Source organism: Pseudoalteromonas sp. APAL1 (assembly GCF_021532475.1).
GTDB classification, from domain to species: Bacteria; Pseudomonadota; Gammaproteobacteria; order Enterobacterales; family Alteromonadaceae; genus Pseudoalteromonas; species Pseudoalteromonas lipolytica_C.
Genome location: NZ_JAKGAW010000017.1, coordinates 55,001 through 74,248, shown reverse-complemented (window position 1 = coordinate 74,248; position 19,248 = coordinate 55,001). Strand labels below are relative to the sequence as shown.

The following is a 19,248-nucleotide window of genomic DNA, read 5'->3' as shown; positions in this document are numbered from 1 at the left end:
ACAAATAGCTGAATATTGTCCTTGAACTTAGTACCTGCAATAAGTTAGTTTTCGTTAACGGTCTATGTTAGGAATGAGGAAAGAACATGCAATCGTGGAACCCAGACAGCTGGAGAAAACTGCCGATACTTCAGCAGCCAGAGTACCCAGATCAAGAAGCCCTAAAATCAGTTGAGGGGCAATTAAAAAGTGCACCACCTTTAGTTTTTGCTGAAGAGACGCGTAGCTTATATAAACAACTAGAAGCTGTATGTGAGGGCAGAGCCTTCTTATTACAAGGTGGTGATTGTGCAGAGTCATTCAGTGACTTTAACGCAGCGAATATCCGCGACACCTTTAAAACACTTTTACAAATGGCCGTCGTTTTAACTTATGGTGGTAAATGCCCTGTTGTTAAAATTGCACGTATGGCAGGTCAGTATGCTAAGCCACGCTCATCAGATTACGAAACGATTGACGGTGTTTCATTGCCTTCATACCGTGGTGATATCATCAATAACTTTGAATTTACAGAGCAAGCGCGTATCCCAGATCCACAGCGCTTAATGACGGCGTACCATCACAGTGCAGCAACGTTGAATTTATTACGCGCATTTGCTCAAGGTGGTTTAGCAGATTTACATCAAGTAAACCGTTGGAACATGGGTTTTGTTGCTGCAAACCCACTTAAAGAGAAATACCAACAGTTAGCAGACAGAATTCAAGATGCCCTTGAATTTATGGAAGTGTGCGGTATCGACTCAACAGTTGCACCAAGCTTAAAAGAAACAGACTTATTTACATCACACGAAGCATTATTATTAGGCTACGAAGAAGCATTAACACGTCGAGACCATCTATCAGGTGACTGGTACGATTGTTCTGCACACTTTGTTTGGATTGGTGAGCGTACACGCCAGTTAGATCATGCACATATCGAGTTCTTTAAAGGTATTAAAAACCCAATCGGTGTGAAAGTTGGCCCTGGTATGGACCCAGACGAGCTTATTAAATTAATTGATGCTGTTAACCCAGATAACATTCCTGGGCGCTTAACATTAATTACCAGAATGGGTGCTGATGTACTTCCAGAGAAACTGCCGGCACTGGTACGCAAAGTACAACAAGAAGGCCGTAAAGTAATTTGGAGCTCTGATCCAATGCACGGTAATACAGAAAAAGCGAGCTCAGGCTATAAAACACGAAGCTTTAATAACATTCTTCGTGAAATTAGCCAGTTCTTCGCAGTTCATAAAGCTGAGGGTTCATACCCAGGCGGTGTTCACCTTGAAATGACTGGCCAACACGTAACTGAATGTACCGGTGGTGCGTATGGTTTATCTGATGAAGACTTAGCACAACGTTATCGCACACAGTGCGACCCGCGTTTAAATGCTGATCAAGTTTTAGAACTTGGTTTCTTAGTCGCAGATTTATTAAAAGACGCACGTAAGTAACTTATAAGTTATACAAAAAAGGCTGCTATTTGCAGCCTTTTTTAATGTCCGATACTAAAGAAAGTTAGTACTTACGTCTTTCAAGACCTGTATCAGATATAATCTTTGCAGATATTTCTTCAACCGAATGATGTGTTGAATTTAAATATTGAATCTTTTGTTTTTTATAAAGCATTTCTACTTCACGAACTTCAATTCGACACTGTTTTAAAGACGCATATTTAGAGTTCGCCATACGACGTTGGCGAATATCAGCAAGGCGAACAGGATCAATTGTTAAACCAAATAGCTTATGTTTGTAGGCCTTTAAACATTCAGGAAGGGTGCCTCGCTCTAAATCATCTTCTGTAAGTGGATAGTTGGCTGCTTTTATGCCGTACTGCAATGCTAGATATAAACTAGTAGGTGTTTTACCACTTCGGCTAACGCCGACAAGAATAATGTCAGCCTCAGAATAATTTTTTATATTAGCGCCATCATCATTGGTCAACGCATAGTTCACCGCATCAATTCTAAAGTCATAGCTTTTCTCATGCATTGAATGTGTTCTATGTACTTTTGGTACAGGGGCAACATTGAGCTCTTGAGCGATTTTATCACTGTATTGCGATAAAAAGTCATAACATACCGCACATGACGATTTTATAATTTCACTTAATTCATGGTTCACAAAAGTGAAAAATACCAAAGGTTGCTCACCATCTCGTTGAGCTGTTGAGTTAATTAAGTTCCTAACTTCGTTTGCTTTTTTTTCTGTTTCAACAAAAGGAATTGTTTTGTGATTAAACTCCACAGGAAACATAGATAAGGTCGCATGACCAAAGACTTCGGAGGTGATAGCTGTTCCATCAGAGATATAAAATGCAGTTCTCATATTTAACCTTTTTATTACCTTTATCTGCAAAATAGGGGCTTCACGGTTTACGTGAGGTCTGTTGCCAGTGTAGAATGACTACGACCTTTTTAGAAGGTTTTCTTTCTTAACTCTCACAGTTAGTACTACAATTTGTTTATGGAGAAAGATCCGTGCAAGAATACGTTCTCTGGTATCAAGAGCTTGGTATGCAAGATGTTCCACGTGTTGGCGGTAAAAACGCTTCACTGGGTGAAATGATCTCAAACCTAGCTAACGCTGGTGTTCAAGTGCCAGGTGGTTTCGCTACAACCGCTGATGCATTCAATGAGTTTCTAGAGCAATCTGGTTTAAACTCAAAAATCCACGATATTTTAGACACATTGGATGTGGATGATGTAAATACACTCGCTAAAGTCGGTGCCGAAATCCGCCAATGGATTATCGACACACCATTCCAACCTAACCTAGACCAAGCCATTCGCGACGCATACAGCCAATTACATGGCGACGCATCTCAAGATGTATCATTTGCAGTTCGCTCATCTGCAACAGCAGAAGACATGCCAGACGCTTCATTTGCAGGACAACAAGAAACGTTTTTAAACGTACGTGGTATTGATTCAGTTATGACTGCAATCAAACACGTGTTTGCCTCACTATTTAATGACCGCGCTATTTCTTACCGTGTTCACCAAGGTTATGATCACCGTGGTGTTGCATTATCAGCTGGTATCCAACGCATGGTTCGTTCAGATAAAGCAGCTTCAGGTGTTATGTTCAGTATTGATACTGAATCTGGCTTTGAAGATGTAGTATTTGTAACGTCAAGCTATGGTCTTGGGGAAATGGTTGTACAGGGTGCTGTAAACCCAGATGAATTCTATGTTCACAAACCAACACTTGCTAACGGTAAACCTGCTGTAGTTCGCCGCAACATTGGTTCTAAAGCAATCCAAATGATTTACTCTGCAGATGAATCACACGGCAAGCAAGTTGAAATTGTTGATGTAGATTCTGCACTATCAAACAAATTCTCAATCACAGATTCTGAAGTTCAAGAACTTGCAAAGCAAGCTGTGATCATTGAAAAACACTACGGTCGTCCAATGGACATCGAGTGGGCAAAAGATGGTAACGACGGCAAGCTTTATATTGTTCAAGCACGTCCAGAAACTGTTCGTTCAAATGAAGACGCAAACGTAATGGAACGTTTCCAACTAAACGGCACAAGTGCTGTTGTAGTTGAAGGCCGTGCTATTGGTCACAAAATTGGTTCAGGTACTGTTCGTGTACTTAATTCAATTGACGAAATGGACAAAGTACAACAAGGCGACATCCTAGTTACTGACATGACTGACCCAGATTGGGAGCCGATCATGAAGCGTGCCGCTGCGATTGTAACAAACCGTGGTGGCCGTACTTGTCACGCTGCAATCATTGCTCGTGAACTTGGTATTCCTGCAGTTGTTGGTTGTGGTAATGCAACTGATTTAATTAAAGCAGGTCAGGATGTAACAGTATCGTGTGCCGAAGGTGACACAGGTTATATCTACGAAGGTATTTTAGATTACGAAGTACTTACTTCACGTGTTGATGAAATGCCAGAATTACCAATGAAAATTATGATGAACGTGGGTAACCCAGATCGTGCATTCGACTTCGCGCGTTTACCACATGCTGGTGTTGGTCTTGCTCGTGTAGAATTCGTAATCAACCGTATGATCGGTGTTCATCCTAAAGCACTTCTTAACTTTGATGCGCAATCTGATGAGCTTAAAGCTGAAATTTCAGAAATGATGGCAGGTTATGAATCGCCAGTTGAATTCTATATTTCTAAGCTTGTGGAAGGTATTGCAACACTAGGTTGTGCATTTGCACCTGAGCGTGTAATCGTTCGTATGTCTGACTTTAAGTCTAACGAATATGCAAACCTTGTTGGCGGCCAGCAATATGAGCCGGAAGAAGAAAACCCAATGATTGGTTTCCGTGGTGCAGCGCGTTATATCTCTGAAGATTTCCGTGACTGTTTCGCGTTAGAGTGTGAAGCAATTAAACGTGTTCGCAACGAAATGGGAATGACTAACATCGAAATCATGATCCCATTTGTACGTACACTTGAAGAAGGTAAACGCGTTATTGAATTACTTGAAGAGCACGGTCTTAAACGTGGCGAAAATGGTCTTAAAGTAATCATGATGTGTGAATTACCATCAAACGCTTTACTAGCAGATGAGTTCTTAGAGTATTTCGATGGTTTCTCTATCGGTTCAAACGACTTAACTCAGTTAACATTAGGTCTTGACCGTGATTCAGGTTTAATTGCACATCTATTTGATGAGCGTAACCCTGCAATCAAGAAACTATTATCAATGGCTATTCAAACAGCTAAAGCAAAAGGCAAATACGTAGGTATTTGTGGTCAGGGTCCTTCAGATCATGAAGACTTTGCAGCTTGGTTAGTTGAGCAGGGCATTGATTCTGTTTCTCTAAATCCAGATACAGTATTAGAAACTTGGTTATATCTTGCTAAAAAATTAGCCGACTAAGTACTTTATTTAGCTAAAATAAAGAACCTAATATAAAAAATGCCAGCAACTAGCTGGCATTTTTGTTACTTTAAAGGACAACACGCCCTTTAAATCAGCGAGCAAGTTTTTTATCAATATAAGCACATGACCTAGTGAGTGCCTTTTGACACAAGGTTAAATAATCACGCGCTTTAGGGTAATAAAATGATAAACAAAAAAGCCCAGCAATAAAAAAAATAAGCGAAGGTCCAGGTACAACAATAAAAACTAAGCCCAGTAGTAAACTTAGTAAACCCAAACTGATTAATGCAATTTTCTTCATATCCATATCTCTTTGATGCTTTTATAAACAGTATAAAAGTAATGCTTTCAAAATCGATAAAAAGAGTGTTACAAACTGTAAAATCTTCAATTTAACTTAGCTACTAGCATGATATAATTTACAAAATGTCTTAATTTGTCACCGTCATGATAGCAACAATAAGTCAACAACAAGTCGCATCTGAATTAGTCGCTAATTATTTAGAAACGATTAAAAAGCAAGGTTTTAACGGCGATACTGATGCAAGTTTTTCAACGCGTTTGAGCTTATCGACCGATAACAGCGTGTATCAACAAGTACCGCAGGGTGTTATCTTTCCAAAGTCAGCGAAAGATATACAACTGGCTATGCAAATTGCCTCTCGTGATCCTTTTTTATCACTGACTTTTGGCCCGCGTGGCGGTGGTACAGGTACCAATGGTCAATCACTAACTCCTGGCATTGTTGTTGATTTATCACGATACATGCGTGAAATATTAGAAATCAATGTCGAAGAAAACTGGGTTAGAGTACAAACAGGTGTAATAAAAGATCAACTAAACGACTTTTTACGACCTTATGGTTTTTTCTTTGCGCCCGATTTATCTACTAGTAACCGCGCAACAATTGGCGGAATGATAAATACAGATGCTTCAGGACAAGGCTCTTTGGTTTATGGCAAGACCAGTGATCATGTTTTAGGTCTTACAACTTATCTTGTTGATGGCACTGAAATGTCAACAACCCCCATGCCTATAGAAAAAGCTAAAGTAATTGCTGAACAAAACACCACGGTAGGTAAATTATATAAAACAGTTATCGATATTGGCCTTGATAATCGAGACGCTATTTTAGAAAAATTCCCACGTTTAAACCGTTTTCTGACCGGTTATGATTTAGAACATATTTTTTCTGATGATTTACAGACCTTTGATATGAGCCGATTAATTACTGGTTCTGAAGGTTCGTTAGGTATAGTTACCGAAGCAAAATTAAACATTACGCCAATTGCTGAATTTAAGACATTAATCAACATTAAATACGATAGCTTTGATTCTGCTCTTCGTCATTCGCCATTCTTAGTCGCAGCAAATGCGACTTCTGTAGAAACAGTCGATAGCAAAGTACTTAATCTTGCTCGAGAAGATATTATTTGGCATTCAGTATCGGACTTAATAACCGATGTTGAAAACAAAGATATGCAAGGCCTCAACATGGTTGAGTTCAATGCGGTTTCACCAGAAGATATTAAAGATAAAGTTGACTCCCTATGTAGGTTACTTGATAAATGTGTCGAAGAGCAAACTAATGGGGTGATCGGTTATCAGTTAACCAATGATAAAGCTGATATTTTAAAAATTTATGCAATGCGTAAGAAATCAGTTGGACTTTTAGGCAATGTAAAAGGCAATCAAAAACCGTTAGCTTTTGCCGAAGATACCGCTGTACCACCTGAAAACTTAGCCGATTTTATTGTAGAGTTTCGCGAACTACTTGATAGCCATAATTTGCAATATGGTATGTTTGGTCATGTTGATGCTGGCGTACTACACGTACGACCGGCACTTGATATGTGTGATCCTGAACAAGAAAAATTGCTTCGCCATATTTCAGATGAAGTCGTTAAACTGACTGCCAAATATGGCGGCTTAATGTGGGGCGAGCACGGTAAAGGATATCGTAGTGAGTATGGCCCTGAATTTTTCGGCGAGAATTTATTTAAACAACTAAGAAAAATCAAAGCGGCATTTGATCCAAATAACAGAGTAAACCCAGGAAAAATATGTACGCCAATTGAAAGTAAAGACTCACTAGTTTCTGTTGACGATCAAAAGCGTGCCTGGTTCGACAAAGAAATTTCTATCGATGTTAAAACAGAATTTAATAACGCTATGACCTGTAACGGTAATGGCCTGTGTTTTAATTACGATGAAAAATCACCAATGTGTCCATCTTATAAAGTAACAGGTGACCGCCGTTATTCGCCAAAAGGTCGCGCAAGTTTAATGCGCGAATGGTTACGACTGCAAGAGTCTGAAAATATTGATTTACTCAATGTTGAAAAAGAATTGATGAATGGTGAAGTAATCACTTGGTGGGAGCGCTATCAACATAGTCGCGATAAGAAAAAAGGCGTTTATGATTTCTCTCACGAAGTGAAAGAATCAATGGACGAATGCTTAGCTTGTAAAGCATGTACTACTGCATGTCCTATCAAAGTTGATGTACCTACATTCCGTTCACGCTTTTTAAATTTCTACCATAGTTATTATGCACGTCCTGCAAAAGATTACCTTGTTGCGGGTATCGAACAAACAGCACCGATTATGGCAAAGTTTGCGAAAGTTATTAATCCGATAGTAAATAGCAAACTTGTATCTGGACTAATTAAAAATACCATCGGTTATGTTGATACGCCAAGTTTAAGCGTACCGCAACTTTCAAAACGTATTTCAAAAGATCAGCAATTCAATTTTGAATTACTAAATTCGCTCACAAAAGAACAACAAGCCGAATATGTACTGATAGTACAAGATCCATTTACTAGTTTTTACGAAGCAGAATTAGTCGAAAGCTTTATTAAAGTAATTAAAGCGTTAGGCAAAAAACCGATGCTATTACCCTTTAAGCCAAATGGTAAAGCACAGCATGTTAAAGGTTTTCTAAATGAATTTAAAACGACAGCAAAAAATGCAGCAGAGTTTTTAAATTCACTCAGTGAAATTAATGCGCCACTTGTCGGACTCGATGCGTCTTTAGTTATGTGTTACCGAGATGAGTATGTATCAATTTTAAAAGAAGACCGTGGTGATTTTAAAGTTGAGCTTGCACATGAATGGCTTCAAACACAAAACTTCCATCAGCTTTCACTTACCACTAAGTCGAATTCTACTTATAAATTATTAAGTCATTGTACTGAAACAACAGCAATGCCAAATGCGTCTAAAGTTTGGCAAACAATTTTTGCTGATTTAAATTTACATCTAGACACAACGAGTACGGGTTGTTGTGGTATGGCTGGAACGTATGGCCACGAAAAACAAAACCAAGAAAATTCACGCGCTCTTTATGAAATGAGTTGGCAACCAATTATTTCTAATAATGAGCCTGAAACTATTTTAGCAACAGGTTTCTCATGCCGTAGCCAAGTTAAGCGGTATGAAAAATTCAAACCAAAGCATCCATTGCAATTAATTGCAGAGCTACTTTAAAAAATAGATTTTAATTTAAAGTAAAAAAATTAAAGGCGCTTAATGCGCCTTTATTATTGGTAACTTTTTGCGATGGGCTTGGTGCTCATACCATGAATGAACACGCTAAATAAAATTGTTGTTAAAGTTACTGTAGCAATTTGCTCTTTGTTCGCAATTGCAGTGTCCATCACCATTAAAGTGAATACGATAGATGCTAATCCTCGCGGACCAAACCAAGCAAACGTGAACTTGTCTTTTAAATTTAAATTAGTAAACATCAGCGAAACTAATACCGGCACAATTCTAAAAACTGTCACACTTAATAATGCATAAAATACAATTGGCCAAGTAATATCATTCACAATTAAGTGACCACAAACAAAACCGAATAAACACCATATAAGTAATGCTACAAATTCAGCGATATGTTCAGAATCTTTAACTAATGTTGAACGAATTTTTTTAGGTGCTAAGTAATCAAATAAAAGCCCCGCTACAAATACGGCTATAAACCCACTGCCATGCAGGTTTTGTGTCAAAGAAAAAATGGCCATGACCAAGCCAATTAATAAAAATGGGCTGCTATTATTTGCAAAATAATGACGTGCTAATGCTGCTTTTAATAATGGAATAAATATGGCCATTGACACGCCGGCAATAACAAGCGCCACGCCTAACTCTCTTGTAAACACAAATAGAGTATCAAGCGTTGTTACAGCACTTTCTGGATTTTGAGCTAACAAAAGAAGAACTAAAAATATTGGAACACAAAGCCCGTCGTTTAAACCGCTTTCTGTATTTATTCCTTCTCGAACTTTTTCAGGTACAGAAGTACATTCTAAAATGCCTTTACTAAGCGCCGCATCAGTGGGCGTTAAAATAATAGCGATCAAGGCAGATTGAAAAAGTGACAACTCAGAAAAGAAAAATAATCCGCCAGCAACACCCAACATTAGTGTCATTGGTAAAGCAACAAACAGTAATAGGCTAGGGTATTGAAAACTATGTTTCAATACAGGCAGTTTTGATTTTGCAGCATCGGTAAATAAAAAAATACTTAGGGTTAATTCAACCAAAGGCAAGATGTCGCTGAGTCCTGCTTCTCCTAACTTAAATTCGCTCGGCAAAAAATAAGTCATTGCAATACCAACAAAAACAAAAAACATTGGACCAGTAATTTCAGTTCGCTCTAGCTGACGAATTGTCAGAGAATAAAATAACAGGGCTAAACCAACAATCGCTAGTATTGTATATTCCATTAAACTTTCCTTTTTATTCCAGACTTTGCGCGTTCTTTTATATTTGTTTGAATATAAATTTGGTCTGTTGTGGCAATTTTGGCATGGCCTAAATCTTCAGATAAATGTTTAAGTGGCCTTGTTTGTGCATCGTGTGTTGCACCGGTATGTCGTAACCAATGTGCCGTCGCCGCTTCAAGTTGCTCAGCATCATCTTTAAAGCCATCGTCTAATAACGATTGTTTTGCTAAATCAAAACTTTGTTGAACTAAACGTCGAATTTGCCTAACAGTCATACCACCTTTACCACGAATTTTATGAACTAATGGCTCCGATTCATCAACTCGGGGCAGGGCAGGTAAACCACGGTAAAGCCTATAACGTTTTAAATAAGTGATAAAATCTTCGCTTAAAGTTACATCACGTAATTTATTACCTTTACCCATAATTCTTAAAAACCAAAAGCCATCATTGTCTTGCCAAAAATGCGACATAACCGGCGACCACTGTGGTCTTTCTGATAACTCAGAAATTCGTAAATACAATCCTTTTAAGCAAGCGAGAGTAAATAAATTTCTTTCTAAATCAGGTTGTTGCTCACATAAATCTCGAGTAACACCAAATACATACTCCCATTGAATATCACTGAGTGTATCTGGAATTTTAATCTGTGATTGCACAACTAAGTAAGGGCTGTTCTTTTTTACTACCGGTACAAAATTAGCAAAGGTTTTTTCTTCTAAAATCGCAAACTTATAAAATACATTAAGTGCAGTAAACATTGCAGCAAGTGTTTGTTGGCTTGCAATATTTTCTTTATTTATAAAAGGGCGCCAATTTGAATTTAATCGCCTGATACCTTGCTCATCTTTATAACGCCATTGCACCGAATCTGATAACCAAGCAGAGTCGGGATCAACCATAAAATCTACGTAAGCTTCGATATCATCTCGTTTCAGATCAAATACTGATTTTTCAGCAACTAACCATGACCATAAACAAAAACGTTCAAGCTCATTTCGAAAGCGATTAAACGTTGCTTCAGATTTCCTGCCATAAACGTATAAGAATTGATAAACGAAACTTAAGTCATTTTTTGATTCAGCAACAGTCAATCCAACCTGATGTATAAATGTATCAAGTTCAGGATATTCTGTTGCGAGAGTATCATCTTCAAGATGGGCAATTTGGTAGCGAAGTTGTTTGAGTGTATCAACGAGAGCAACGAGCATAATATATAAATATCTTGTAAAATAACTAGTTATAAGACTACCATAAAGTCCGATACTGTCTAGTATTGGACTTAACATATCTGAAAATTAGTCTATTATATAGGTATCATTTTGCCATACGAGTATTCAAGGAATTAAGTATGAAAAAGTTATTAATCATTACCTCTGTTATTTTAACAACGCTTTTAACGGGTTGTGCCACAACAGGTAGTGCATCACCACAAGAAAAACGTGCATTAGTTCAAAGCATGAGAACTAATACACTTAACAAATTATATGCGGAAAAACCTGATGTTAAACAACAAATTGCAAATTCTGCAGGTTATGCTGTTTTTGATAACGCAAATGTAAATGTTGTTTTAGCAAGTTTCGGTGGCGGCTATGGTGTTGTAAAAAATAACCTAACAGGCCAATCAACTTACATGAATATGGGCGAAGCTGGTTTAGGGCTTGGTTTAGGAGTAAAAGACTTTAATGTAGTAATGGTCTTTCATAACCAGTCTGCATTAAATCGCTTCATTGAACATGGCTGGACCTTTGGTGGTAACGCTGATGCAGCCGCAAAATATGAAGATAAAGGTGGAGCATTAGTTGCGGAAGCTATTGCTGATCAAGTTACTGTCTATTCATTAACCGAAAATGGCCTTGCTTTGCAAGCTGTACTAAAAGGCACAAAATTTTGGGTAGATTCTGAACTGAATTAACTAAGTAAAGACCCTTCTAAAAGTGGGCTAGTTAGTAACCTAACGTCCACTTTTTATTATTCCAGACAATTTAACATAACGTAATTTATGGGATGTTATTGGCATTTTAATTTTTAAGTATAATTATTCCATCAACCAAGCAATCAACATCATCTACATTTTAATGTGTTAATCATTTCATCTGTGTTCATAGATGAAATAGCTATGTTTCTACCTAACGTTAAAAACCTAAATTTTAAGCAATCTATTACCTCGCATAAGTTCAGATAAGAATGCCTTTGCTGTGCAATCAAGTTTCTTTACTGTTTATTACACTCTATTGAGTTTTTTAAAGTAATACAGCTTTAAAAATGCTACAAAAATAGCGCTAAATGTCAGCGAAGCTTTCAAAATTTCACCAATCCTTTTAAAGGATTGGTTATATAAATCATGATAGCAACGTATAAACAAACATCAAATCCAAAATAAATACTATAAGAAAGTTCATATTTTATAAATTTCCAACCTTTTATCTTTCTGATTTATCAGTCTGTTTTTAAAGTTTTATTGATTTTAATACTTGCTATAAATAAAAGTGTATATATCCGATTTCTAAGATATTTCAGATTTTCTTATTTTCAGCGAATACCCATTAAAAACTCAGTCGTTTGCTTTTAATATGTATTACAACCTTAATCTCGATTTTATAAATATTACTATCCATTTTTTAGTATCTTCAACAGGAGCTCATATGAGAAAAATTTTCTTACTAATTGTAATTGCTTTTGGAGCTTGGGCATTCTATGCAAATAATTACGGGGAAACTTCTGCTGTCGACACAATACAGCAGCAAATCATTGAGCCAATTCAAAATAAATATACGCATAAAAGACAAACTGATATTTCACAAGAACCTATCTATACATGTGATGGTAGGAAATACTGCAGTCAAATGAACTCTCTAGAAGAAGCTGTTTTTTTTATGCGTAACTGCCCTGATACAAATTTAGATAAAAATTTTGATGGTATTCCATGTCAGGATGAACCAAGGTTACATAACCGCTAGTATTTAAATATAATAAATCTTGCTACACCAACGGCTCTTGTTGGTGTAGTTAAATAACCATCTCCGAGCATTTAAATTCTAGTCATTTAATCTACCAAAAATTCCAAAATTCAACGTTAAATAAAGCTAAAATTTACTTAAAGAAGCTTGACACCTATGATTTAAGTAAATCACTTTTCAATTTGTAATTTTTTTAATGTTGTGTAGTTTATATTAATCTAAATAATTCAACAAATGAGAAATTTCCTACTTCTTTCGAATCAATTTACCGCTACATTATGTAATTAAATTCAACAACTTGCTTTAAATTGAGTTTTTAGTAATTAATTAAAATCTCAAATCTTAGTGTAGTTTCTTGTACAAATACCTCCTCTATTTCTGATTTGGATAATTTAAACGTGAAAATTGATAAAACAAACAATAAAGAAGTTAAATTTTCAGATTCTGACATTTTGCTTTCAACTACCGATTTAGATAGTTACATAACATATGCAAACCAAGAGTTTTGTAATATTTCTGGTTTTACATTAGCTGAAATGGTTAATCAGCCCCATAACCTAGTACGCCACAGCGACATGCCTAAACTTGCATTTGCTGATTTATGGCAACACCTACATAACGGTAGATCTTGGATGGGCCCTGTTAAGAATCGCTGTAAAGATGGTAGTTACTATTGGGTTAATGCATTTGTTACCCCCATCAAAGACGCCAGCGGCCAAACTGTAGAATACCAATCTGTACGTAAAAAGCTTAATGATGACGTTTTAGCTAGAGCAACTGAAGAATACGAAAAAATTAATAAGGTTTCTAGCTCAAAAGCACTGAAACAGCCTTTTGATTCAACTTTATATTTATCATGGTCTTTATTTTTAACTTTAATTCTTTCTTTTGTGCTTTTATTTACAAGTGGGTTTTCTGCAGTATCTTTATTATTACTTTGCAGTTTAGTTTCAATAAATCTAGGTTTGTTTTTTTGGCGAATGAAATATAAAGCGCTCATACAAAAAGCAAAAAGTATTTACGATAACCCTCTCATGGCTTATTTATATTCTGGTAGTAATGATGAAATTGGTTTTTTACACTTAGCTCTTGAAATGCAACAAGCAAAGTTAAAAGCTGTTGTTGGTCGAGTTAACGATGTGACCATGGGTGTAAATAACAATGCCCAGCAATGCGCTGATTCTGGGTTAGCTGTAACAGAACTTTTGACCAAACAAACTGATGAAGTTGCGCAAATTGTTGTTGCTACAGAGCAAATGACTGCTTCAATCAATGAACTTTCATCGAGTACTTCAGCGTCTACTCAAGCTGCTGAAGCATCTAAAAAATCAACAGAACAAGGAGTAACTTCTGTTCACCAAACTATTGATTCAATTAGTGAATTAGACAAAAAATTACACATTGCAAGTGAACAAGTGGTCGACCTTATTGAGGGAAATAAACATATTGTTGCAATTTTGAATGAGATTAATGCAATTGCTGATCAAACAAATTTATTAGCACTTAATGCAGCAATAGAAGCAGCAAGAGCAGGTGAACATGGACGCGGGTTTGCTGTTGTCGCAGGTGAAGTACGTGCCCTTGCCTATCGGACTCAACAATCAACAGAAGAAATTAAAACTGTCCTCAATCATTTAACTGAGGCTTCGCAACAAGCACAGCATGCGATGTCTGATGGCCTTGCTTTGTCAGCTAAAAGTGTTGAACTTGCTCATCAAAGTGGTGAGAGCTTAGAGCATATCAAAGCACAATCAGTGAAACTGAGTGAACTTAACAGCATTATTGCACACGCAATGACTGAGCAACTAACAGCAAGTCAACTGATTGCAACAAACATAACCTCAGCACAAGAATTTACTCTTGAATGCACTGAGCTTGGCCATACTTCGCAACAACTCTGTGCAGCATTATTGAACAAGGTTAATGAACAAACAGCGCTAGTTAATCAGTTTAAGTAATAATTTGAATTTTTGGCTCTATAGGGTGCTCACAAAGCTTATCGAAGGCTTCGCCAAGGCGCTCTGTTTCGCTGAGCACTTGTCGCCAGTATTTAATACGTGTGTCAGCATCGAGTTCGGTGAAGTCTGTTCTATCGGGGATCTTCCCATAAGGTAATGACGCAACAAACTCAGCTGATGGGGTGATCATAACCACTTTGTCATAGTTTTTTGGTGTAATTCCGCGCTTTAAACTTTTATCAAACCACCCTGCTTTTGGTTTGTTATTAAAGTGCGGATACAAGATAAGCCCATCATTATGAATATTTAAATCAAAGTGATAATCGATGATACCACCATCACGATACATCCCTGGTGGTGTTCCTGTTATATTTTTAATACCTTGCATCACTAACGGAATAGAGCCTGAAGCAAGTAAAGCATCTGCTAAATTATCTTCGCTTAGCTCAATAGTATGGGTATTGAAGGTATTGTTATCTGAAAATGATAACTGGCTATCTGAAGGTTGAAACACATAACGCTCATACTGTTTGTTTAAAAAGCGTCTGTTTAATCTATTCGCTAAGTAACTTTTAGATAAACCCATTAACTGCATCAGTTTGTTTTCTGAGGCTACAAACCCATTCGATTTTGCAACAATAAAGTGGGCTTTAAAAACGGGGTTATCTATTATTTCTTGAATGCCATTTTCAGCAAAAACAGTGCTTAATAACTCTCGTGCTTTTATCGTTATTTCTTCAGGCTTTGCTTTATTTGATGAATAACGTGTTTCAGAGTATGACTTTGCTAATCGCGATATTGCTGCAACGGGGTCATTTTGAGCAAAACACGCAGCTCTAAATGCGCCAGCGCTTGACCCTAATAAGTTTAATGTTGTGTTTCGCTCTTTAAAAAACTCACCAAACAAATATTTATCAAGACCAAATAATGTAAACCATTTTGGACCACCACTCGCCCCTAAAAATGTGCTAAATAGGTCTGGTGTCATTCCTTGTTCTTTAATCGCTTTTGCTGCGCTTGGGCCTGCGTAAATATCTATCATGTGCAACTGCTTTTTGGTTATTGTTATCGGTTATTTTCGCCAAATGCCCAGTTCCGTTTGTCCTTGTACTTTTACTTTTTCAGAATCAAAACTAGGCTCTTGTCCTGCTTCTCGTTGACTATGGTAGTCTTTAGTAACAGATAAGATAGTTGGCGTTAAGCGTATGATAGCGATAACGTTCACCACTGTCATTAGGCCAAGTGCTATATCAGCGAGATCCCATACTTGTTTAATGGTCGCCGAGGCGCCCCAAATCATCATTGATAAATATAAACTGGTATAAATACCTCTACCAAGTTTATTATCTAGCTTAAATAAATGCAGGTTACTCTCTGCATAGGCATAGTTTGCAACCACTGAAGTAAACGCAAATAAACAAATCGCAGCCGCTACAAAGTAAATGCCACCAGCGGCCATGTGTGCTGTCATCGCAGATTGAGTTAAACGTATTCCTTCCATTTCGCCGCTTATATCAATATCAGCTAATAGAATAATGACGGCTGTACAACTACACAGCACAATAGTGTCGAAAAACACCCCTAGCATTTGAATGTAACCTTGAGTGACCGGGTGATTGGGTACTGGTGATGCACAGCCTGATGCGTGTGGCACACTACCGGCACCCGCTTCATTCGAATAAAGCCCGCGCTGAATACCGTTTTTAATTGCCGCGCCCATAGCTCCTGCGCCCGCTTCTTGTAAGCCAAAAGCCGACAGTAAAATATCTTCAATCATGGCAGGGACTTTGCCGATATTAAGTAAAGTAATTATGATGGCGGCTAGAACAAATAAAATCCCCATCACTGGTACGATACGTTCAGCAAAACGGGCTATAGCTTTAAAGCCACCTAAAATAATTGAGCCTGCCAGTATTGTGATCACAATACCTGAATACAATGTTGGAATTTCGAATGCGTAATTGAGGGCATCAGTTATGGTATTTGTTTGCATGGCACTAAAGGTAAAGCCATAACCAAGAAACAAGCAAAAAGCAAAACACACCGCCAGTGCTCTGCTGCCTAGCCCTTGCTGGATATAATAAGCAGGCCCGCCCCTAAACTCACCGTTGGCATCCCTGACTTTATACACTTGCCCGAGTACGCTTTCTGCAAAGCCAGTAGCCATGCCCAAAATGGCTATGACCCACATCCAAAATATTGCGCCACTGCCACCTAACGAAATTGCTACGGCAACGCCTGCAAGGTTTCCTGTGCCTACTCGTGCAGAAAGGCCAGTACATAAAGCTTGAAATGAACTGATTGAGTTTTTATCGGTGCTGCTACTCGACTTTAACAAGCTAAACATATGGCGAAACTTAACCAATTGAATTGCTTTTAAGCGTACCGAAAACCAAATTCCAGCAAACAGAAGAATATAGATAAGAATTTGGCCTTCTCCCCAAAGAAGACCATTTATTGTCGATACCGCAGTGTTAAACATGGCAAGCCTTTATTGTTCTTTTAGATAAAAAATCACAAAAAGTGAATAGCTAACCACTTTAACTTTATTTACGAATATCTCAAGTAGGCAATGGGATTAATTAACTGTGCATGCTACCGACTAATTTAGCAGTTGCTGCTGTAAAAAGGCACGACCTGCCGCTAAGCCTAATTTGTGATCAAAGCGCAGATCTGAATCTGTACTACCCAGCAACTTACTGCGTAGTTTATCACCTGCAAAAATTTGCGTGATCCGCGCATCACTTGGTGGGTTAGCGATAAAGTCGAGTTCGTCTTGATAAGCTTGTTCATGCTGAACTAAGTAATCGATTGTTTTAGGGCAATAGCCAGAAACGCGAACAAATGATTTAAATTTATTCACCCACTCCGACTGAATTTGAAAATCTTGGTCAACGGTACGAATTACTACAATGTCCCGTGCACCACGATTATAAGCTTCTTTAACTGGCAAAGGTGCTGCTAAGCCGCCATCTAAATACATATCATGAACTAAATCAGTATTCGAACTTTGAATAATAGCATCATTAGCCGCTTTGGTTGTCATCCAAGGCGTTAAGTTCACACCATCTTTATACAAAAACGGTAAAGCGCTTGATGCCTTTAACAGAGCTAACCATTGCGTATCTTCTCCATTTGGGCTCAAGTAATACGGTTTACGATCTGCTGCATTTGTGGTTGTGATCAACAGTTCGCGATTACCTAAACTTTGAGTCGCGGTTTTAAAATCAAGGGCACGGTTTACTTCTTTGGTTTTTTCAAAATACCAATCAAGATCAACGATGCTTTTTCCGATAAGACCTCGGCCAAGTTGAAAGAAACGCTTATGGCGCGAAAGACCTCTAATTAAACGCTTTGCGTAGCCTTTTTGACGCGCTAAATAACTCGTTAAATTTTGTGAACCAGCTGATGTACCAATGAATAAATCGAATGGATCGTAATTATTTTCTAACCATGCATCGAGTACACCTGCGGTAAAAATCCCACGTTGCCCACCACCCTCAGCGATTAATGCTGTTTTTGTTTGTGGCTCTACTGCGGCAATTGTTTGAGATTTCACGGTGCACCTTCCTAGGGTTATGATTAATAAATGTATTGTATTAAGTTAAATCCAATCCTTAAAACGGAATAATTAAATCAATTCAATCTAAAAAACCGTTTATTAAATAAGTAACAAGTTTTTATAAAGGCGCGTAATCGACTAATCACGCGCTCAAGTAGTGCAATGGCTGTTTATTTCATAATACTTGCTAGTATTTCCAGCGCATGCTGCCTGTCACTCAATTCATACAGGTCATTAGTAAAAATAAACTCATCAACCTGTAGCGTTTGTTTAATCATACTCAACTTATGCTTAACGCTCGCTTGACCGCCAACAACTGAAAGCCCTAAAAAGCTCTCTACTTGCATTTTTTCTTGTGCTGTCCATAACCCTTCCATAGTTTGAACTGGCTCTTTTAGCCAAAGTGGCTTGCCACGCATAAGTGCCAAAATACGTTGTTTTGCTGTGGTTGCTAAAAGCTGTGCTTGTTCGTCTGTGTCTGCTGCAACAACAGGTAAGCCAAGCATCACATATGGCTTATCTAACACGTCAGATGGTTGAAATTCTCTGCGATATAATGCAATGGCCTCTTCAACAAAGCGCGGTGCAAAATGCCCTGCAAATGCATATGGCAAGCCTTTTTTAGCTGCAAGCTGTGCACTATAAAGGCTTGAGCCTAGTAACCAGATAGGTATATTAGTGTCTTCACCTGGGATTGCGCGTACTGGAGAGTCACCTTTATATGGGCCAAGTAAACCTTGCAGCTCTGTCACTTCATTTGCAAAGTGTTCTGCCCTTTGCTCGCCTCTGCGCAGTGCGCGGCTGGTAATTGGATCACTACCAGGAGCACGGCCTAGACCTAAATCAATCCTTCCTGGATATAAGCTTTCAAGGGTGCCAAATTGCTCAGCGACCACCAGCGGTGGATGGTTAGGTAGCATCACCCCACCCGCACCTACGCGGATATTCTGAGTTTTACCTGCTATATGACCGATCAGTACTGAGGTGGCTGCACACACAATACCACGCATATTATGGTGCTCTGCCATCCAAAACCGATTAAAACCAAGCTTATCGGCTGTTTGCGCATAGGTAACACTGTTAGCGAGTGTTTGCGAAACTGTTTCGTGCTCTTTCATTGGGCTTAATTCAAGCAATGAAAAAGGTGTATTTGTAAGGTCTGACATCCGCTCTCCAAAATTTAACTCTTTATAG

Annotated in this window: 14 protein-coding genes; 6 read left to right on the top strand and 8 right to left on the bottom strand. The window is 38.0% G+C overall.

What is annotated here, in order from left to right:
* Positions 1-86 precede the first annotated feature (86 nt).
* Positions 87-1,436, top strand: a complete 1,350-nt coding sequence (locus L1264_RS10515) for a class II 3-deoxy-7-phosphoheptulonate synthase (RefSeq protein WP_135926629.1) — start codon at positions 87-89, stop codon at positions 1,434-1,436.
* Positions 1,437-1,500: 64 nt separating this feature from the next.
* Here the strand turns inward: L1264_RS10515 and ppsR are convergent, their stop codons facing one another.
* The gene (ppsR, locus tag L1264_RS10510; protein WP_135926628.1) at positions 1,501-2,310 is read right to left on the bottom strand and encodes a posphoenolpyruvate synthetase regulatory kinase/phosphorylase PpsR; all 810 of its coding nucleotides are present in this window, start codon (positions 2,308-2,310) and stop codon (positions 1,501-1,503) included.
* A gap of 152 nt (positions 2,311-2,462) precedes the next feature.
* On the opposite strand from ppsR, the gene ppsA reads away from it, so the two are divergent.
* Positions 2,463-4,838 carry a phosphoenolpyruvate synthase gene (gene ppsA / locus L1264_RS10505; RefSeq protein ID WP_199526150.1) on the top strand — a complete coding sequence of 792 codons (2,376 nt, stop codon included), beginning with the start codon at positions 2,463-2,465 and terminating at the stop codon, positions 4,836-4,838.
* 94 nt (positions 4,839-4,932) lie between these two features.
* Here ppsA and L1264_RS10500 read toward each other — a convergent pair whose 3' ends face one another.
* Positions 4,933-5,142, bottom strand: a complete 210-nt coding sequence (locus L1264_RS10500) for a PGPGW domain-containing protein (RefSeq protein WP_135926626.1) — start codon at positions 5,140-5,142, stop codon at positions 4,933-4,935.
* Between the two features lie 146 nt (positions 5,143-5,288).
* Here L1264_RS10500 and ydiJ point away from each other — a divergent pair, with 146 nt between their 5' ends.
* Entirely contained in the window at positions 5,289-8,333 is a 3,045-nt protein-coding gene (gene ydiJ / locus L1264_RS10495) for a D-2-hydroxyglutarate dehydrogenase YdiJ (protein ID WP_235403977.1), read from the top strand.
* A gap of 53 nt (positions 8,334-8,386) precedes the next feature.
* Here ydiJ and L1264_RS10490 read toward each other — a convergent pair whose 3' ends face one another.
* Together L1264_RS10490 and L1264_RS10485 are read right to left on the bottom strand one after the other, a co-directional pair.
* Positions 8,387-9,574, bottom strand: coding sequence for a cation:proton antiporter (locus tag L1264_RS10490; protein WP_199526152.1), 1,188 nt, complete (start codon positions 9,572-9,574; stop codon positions 8,387-8,389).
* Positions 9,574-10,785 carry a tyrosine-type recombinase/integrase gene (locus L1264_RS10485; RefSeq protein WP_135926623.1) on the bottom strand — a complete coding sequence of 404 codons (1,212 nt, stop codon included), beginning with the start codon at positions 10,783-10,785 and terminating at the stop codon, positions 9,574-9,576. The genes L1264_RS10490 and L1264_RS10485 overlap by 1 nt, the downstream gene beginning before the upstream one ends.
* A gap of 140 nt (positions 10,786-10,925) precedes the next feature.
* Between L1264_RS10485 and L1264_RS10480 the strand changes: the two genes are divergently transcribed.
* The 3 genes from L1264_RS10480 (at position 10,926) to L1264_RS10470 (ending at position 14,492) form a co-directional block, all read left to right on the top strand.
* Positions 10,926-11,489: a YSC84-related protein gene (locus L1264_RS10480; RefSeq protein ID WP_135926622.1), complete on the top strand. Its 564-nt coding sequence runs from the start codon at positions 10,926-10,928 to the stop codon at positions 11,487-11,489.
* A 730-nt stretch (positions 11,490-12,219) separates the two neighbouring features.
* Positions 12,220-12,534: an excalibur calcium-binding domain-containing protein gene (locus L1264_RS10475; protein WP_235403975.1), complete on the top strand. Its 315-nt coding sequence runs from the start codon at positions 12,220-12,222 to the stop codon at positions 12,532-12,534.
* A 398-nt stretch (positions 12,535-12,932) separates the two neighbouring features.
* Positions 12,933-14,492 carry a methyl-accepting chemotaxis protein gene (locus tag L1264_RS10470; RefSeq protein WP_199526153.1) on the top strand — a complete coding sequence of 520 codons (1,560 nt, stop codon included), beginning with the start codon at positions 12,933-12,935 and terminating at the stop codon, positions 14,490-14,492.
* Here L1264_RS10470 and L1264_RS10465 read toward each other — a convergent pair.
* The 4 genes from L1264_RS10465 to L1264_RS10450 form a co-directional block, all read right to left on the bottom strand.
* Positions 14,485-15,534, bottom strand: a complete 1,050-nt coding sequence (locus L1264_RS10465) for a patatin-like phospholipase family protein (protein WP_199526154.1) — start codon at positions 15,532-15,534, stop codon at positions 14,485-14,487. The genes L1264_RS10470 and L1264_RS10465 overlap by 8 nt on opposite strands.
* A gap of 30 nt (positions 15,535-15,564) precedes the next feature.
* Positions 15,565-16,974 carry an alanine/glycine:cation symporter family protein gene (locus L1264_RS10460; RefSeq protein WP_199526155.1) on the bottom strand — a complete coding sequence of 470 codons (1,410 nt, stop codon included), beginning with the start codon at positions 16,972-16,974 and terminating at the stop codon, positions 15,565-15,567.
* A 120-nt stretch (positions 16,975-17,094) separates the two neighbouring features.
* Positions 17,095-18,051: a patatin-like phospholipase family protein gene (locus L1264_RS10455; RefSeq protein WP_135926606.1), complete on the bottom strand. Its 957-nt coding sequence runs from the start codon at positions 18,049-18,051 to the stop codon at positions 17,095-17,097.
* Positions 18,052-18,224: 173 nt separating this feature from the next.
* Positions 18,225-19,220 carry an LLM class flavin-dependent oxidoreductase gene (locus tag L1264_RS10450; protein WP_235403973.1) on the bottom strand — a complete coding sequence of 332 codons (996 nt, stop codon included), beginning with the start codon at positions 19,218-19,220 and terminating at the stop codon, positions 18,225-18,227.
* Positions 19,221-19,248 lie beyond the last annotated feature (28 nt).

Bases quoted from the DNA above. Each gene is read 5' to 3' on its own strand.
- L1264_RS10515 (WP_135926629.1), top strand. From the start codon at position 87: ATGCAATCGTGGAACCCAGACAGCTGGAGAAAACTGCCGATACTTCAG.
- ppsR (WP_135926628.1), bottom strand. From the start codon at position 2,310: ATGAGAACTGCATTTTATATCTCTGATGGAACAGCTATCACCTCCGAA.
- L1264_RS10500 (WP_135926626.1), bottom strand. From the start codon at position 5,142: ATGAAGAAAATTGCATTAATCAGTTTGGGTTTACTAAGTTTACTACTG.
- ydiJ (WP_235403977.1), top strand. From the start codon at position 5,289: ATGATAGCAACAATAAGTCAACAACAAGTCGCATCTGAATTAGTCGCT.
- L1264_RS10490 (WP_199526152.1), bottom strand. From the start codon at position 9,574: ATGGAATATACAATACTAGCGATTGTTGGTTTAGCCCTGTTATTTTAT.
- L1264_RS10485 (WP_135926623.1), bottom strand. From the start codon at position 10,785: ATGCTCGTTGCTCTCGTTGATACACTCAAACAACTTCGCTACCAAATT.
- L1264_RS10480 (WP_135926622.1), top strand. From the start codon at position 10,926: ATGAAAAAGTTATTAATCATTACCTCTGTTATTTTAACAACGCTTTTA.
- L1264_RS10475 (WP_235403975.1), top strand. From the start codon at position 12,220: ATGAGAAAAATTTTCTTACTAATTGTAATTGCTTTTGGAGCTTGGGCA.
- L1264_RS10465 (WP_199526154.1), bottom strand. From the start codon at position 15,534: ATGATAGATATTTACGCAGGCCCAAGCGCAGCAAAAGCGATTAAAGAA.
- L1264_RS10460 (WP_199526155.1), bottom strand. From the start codon at position 16,974: ATGTTTAACACTGCGGTATCGACAATAAATGGTCTTCTTTGGGGAGAA.
- L1264_RS10450 (WP_235403973.1), bottom strand. From the start codon at position 19,220: ATGTCAGACCTTACAAATACACCTTTTTCATTGCTTGAATTAAGCCCA.